Below are 3,473 nucleotides of genomic sequence, written 5' to 3'. Positions count from 1 at the left end.
CGACTCGCCGGATCTCGCCGCCGATATACTCAAGACCTGGGACATGGACGCCGTTCGAAAGCAGACAGCGCGCTAACCGGCGGACGCCAAGCGACTCGTCTAGCCCGAGCCCCGCTGGCGTCTACTCCAAAGCGACTTTCGTCTTGCCCTCTCGCACGACCTTCGCGAACGCCCGCCCTTGGGCGCGTTTCTCGGCCAAGGTGGCGGTCGCCTGGGCATTCTCGCGCAGCAGCTTTCGATAATTCGCTAATCGCCGCCGATCCATCCTGTCTTCCTCGATGGCGCGTAGCACGGCGCAACCGGGCTCGGTGTTGTGCTGGCAGTCAGCGAACTGGCAACCGCGTGCCAAACGCTCGATGTCATCGAACACGTCGCCAATCGACTGCTCAACCTCCGCCACCCTGAGCTCTCGCATACCCGGAACATCGACGAGGAGGCCGCCGGAAGGCAGGATGTGTAGCTGGCGATGCGTCGTCGTATGGCGGCCCTTCTTATCGTCTTCGCGAATCTCGCCGGTCGCCGCTAGGCTTTGCCCGGCCAAGCTGTTGAGCAGGGTCGACTTGCCGACTCCGGACGAGCCAACCAGCGCCACGGTCGAGGCTTGGTTGATCCAAGAGCGCAGTCCCTCGAGCGTATCGGGATCGCGAGCATTCGCGGTCTCAACCGCTACCCCAGCTTGCGCCTTGCGAGCACGTTCGACGTAACGATCGACATCGTCGCAAAGGTCGGCCTTGGTCAGAACGATCACAGGCATCGCCCCAGCCTCCGCACACAACGCCAAGTAACGTTCCAACCGCGACTCTTTGAGCTCTTCGTTACAGGACGTCACGATAAAGAGGATATCGATATTCGCAGCGATGGGCTGGATCGTATTGCTGCTTCCTGCCCCCAATCGCTTGAATAAGCTCTTGCGCTCGAGCACGCGCTCAATCCTCGTGAGCGATTCGTCCAGCACGACCCAATCCCCCACGGTCGGGCGACCAATAGCCGCGGACTGCCGTAAACGCGACGAGAGCTCGACCAGGTGCTCACCGGAGCCACAAACCACTGTCGTTCTCGAGCGTTGAACAGACGTCACCCGACCAACCCGCTCTTGCAACAGATCGATGTCCGCTAGCTGTTGGATGAAGAAAGGGACGAGACCCAGCTTCTGTAAGATGTCACTCACATCAACGATCCTTTAATCTTCGCGACCCGCCCCATGCACTGTCGCCTGACTGCCGTGAGCCCCCGGCCGATACGCCAGCAGGCCGAGCATCGACGTAAAGACGGACACCGTCAATCACGGGCTTGCCGAGCAGCGCCGGTCGACGCTGTGCCGAGTTATTCTTGGGGATAACCTCGGGCAGCCTTCATGCCCTATCAACTGAGACTGCAGGTTCACGAATCGCCTCTTGTCGTGCAGTGCTCTGGGTGCAACACGCGGTAGACAACAACCGTAGCCTCTTGAATCGATCAGGAATTGTTAGGTGCCGATCTGACTAGCGTGATTTCGTCTGCAGCGATGCCAGCCTGCCACGTCCTATCAGGCATTTCGATCGTGTATGCGATGCTTCCATCAAGCGCAATATCAATCGAAACGATCGTGCCGCTTCCGGAACCATTGTATTCGGATGCAAAGGTCACCTGATCGTTGAACTTGTAGGGCGTCTCAACCAACAGTCGGTATCCCTTATGTGACTTTTCAATCAGCATATTATTGCTCCAAGTAGGCGGCGATGCAGCTGTGACAGAGGTGAAGGCGAGGCCGATCACGACCAGCGCGGAAATGGTTTCGATAACACGCATCAGAGTTCCCCTGTAAACGTCTTGGCTGGCCCGACCAATACCGCGATGGCACGGACTTGCACATTTGTGCGGAGCTGTCCGCGCGGAATTGGGTCGGCGCCGAGCTCGCATGTGCTGCTGAAAACAGCGGCGTGGGGTGCGCAATCGCATTCGCGACCTACGGGCCCTGGGGACGAGGGTACGCACCGCGATCTGGAGAGGCATGAGCACCAAGAGCGACTGGCACCTGTCCCGCCCGCTGGACACGAAAACCGGGATGACCAATGACTGGCCGAAATGGCAGGGCTTGATCAGCATCCATGTTCAGTGGAGGAAAGCGCATGACTATCCCAGAGGTCCTCGTGTGCTCCGTTCTCGTGAACCGCTTGAGTAGCGGACCCCTTGCCGGGGAGTGTCGGGAAGGCAGGACAACAACCGCCCTTACTCTGTTAGCTGCCAGTTTCTTGGCAAGAGCAAACGTGGCTTGCGATGCACGACTTTGCGCCCTGACTTAGATTCGTACTCCTGAAGTGCCTCGTGGATTCGCTTGAGGTCGTGCCCATATCTTCCAGCGTGCTCCATGCGATAGCGGCGAATTTCAGCAACAACGGGATCTTCTCTCATATCTCCGCTCCTAGCTCTTCTGGTGAACACAAAATTGGACATACGAAGCCATGTGCTTCTATTATCGACGAAACTAATGCTTTGGTGTGTGCGTTGTTGATGTGTTTGAAGTTCCATGTAAGTAGGAAATTGACACCTGACGCAGCCGCGATGCCGATATGGAGTGCATCTTCTTCGCTGTTTGGAGGTACTGCACCTCGATCCAGTAGATGCTGTGCAAGTACCAATGCCTCTTCGGAAGTTCCAAGCAGCGGAATACCTTCTATGGCCGTCAGTCTTTTTTGAGCAGCTTCGGCGTCTCCCCTCGATATTTCCTGAACCACTAGACCGGAAATGAATATCTCGTATTTGGATCTGTGGTCATACCACCAGCTTTCCGTTATTGTTTGTCGAGCAGTGACCACAAGATCACGACTCGAGCGTGCCGTGAAGTAGCTAATGACAGATGACTCAATGTAGACAGATTCAGCCATAGCGAAACTTTATGACCTCACGTTCTTGCAGCTAACGCCGAAGCTTAGACGCCGCTTTAGCGTTCGGTGGGAGCACTTGTGTACGCCCGGCATGGGCATGAACTGGTAGAGTGAAAGTCCCCGTACGGAGATGAGGTCCAAGAGAGCTACGGGCATCTGTCCCGCTCGCTGGACGCGCAAACCGGGATGACTACTGACCGGCTGAAATGCCAGGGCTTGATCAACATCCGTGATCACTGGATGAAAGCGCATGACTATGCCTGAGGTACTCGTGTGCTCCGTTCTCGTGAACCGCTTGAGTAGCGGACCCATTGCTAGGTGGTGTGCGGGGGGCAGGCTTAACACACGCCCTTACCCGATTGGGCGATTCATATGTGATGTTTCTCTGATCATTCTTCATCCCAGAAATCAAGGTCGACTTTCGGAATAGCGATGGTTTCATGACGTACCCCAACCCGATAGCTGATCATCAGACGACCCAACTCCACCCCGTCAACGAGACGCAGACTCAGTGCTCGGACTTCCTCGGCAGCCTTAGCGGCGCCTGATGTGAAGCGACTGGTGGTAATGAATACGCCCTTATTTGCCCCTTTGAGATGCAATGCGCCA

The 3,473-nt window shown here is 56.6% G+C and carries 4 protein-coding genes; all 4 read right to left on the bottom strand.

What is annotated here, in order from left to right; all coding sequences use genetic code 11:
- Nucleotides 1-121: 121 nt before the first annotated feature.
- The gene (rsgA, locus tag ACY693_RS16770) at nt 122-1,168 is read right to left on the bottom strand and encodes a ribosome small subunit-dependent GTPase A (protein ID WP_462322953.1); all 1,047 of its coding nucleotides are present in this window, start codon (nt 1,166-1,168) and stop codon (nt 122-124) included.
- A gap of 287 nt (nt 1,169-1,455) precedes the next feature.
- Nucleotides 1,456-1,788: a hypothetical protein gene (locus tag ACY693_RS16765; RefSeq protein ID WP_462322952.1), complete on the bottom strand. Its 333-nt coding sequence runs from the start codon at nt 1,786-1,788 to the stop codon at nt 1,456-1,458.
- Between the two features lie 599 nt (nt 1,789-2,387).
- Entirely contained in the window at nt 2,388-2,864 is a 477-nt protein-coding gene (locus ACY693_RS16760) for a type II toxin-antitoxin system VapC family toxin (protein ID WP_462322951.1), read from the bottom strand.
- A 389-nt stretch (nt 2,865-3,253) separates the two neighbouring features.
- A partial coding sequence (locus tag ACY693_RS16755; protein WP_462322950.1) for a restriction endonuclease occupies nt 3,254-3,473 on the bottom strand: 220 nt, incomplete at its 5' end.

The sequence above is a fragment of the Halochromatium sp. genome (assembly GCF_054919635.1).
The sequence above is the reverse complement of the archived record's forward strand: the minus strand, read 5'-3'. Positions and strand labels throughout refer to the sequence as shown.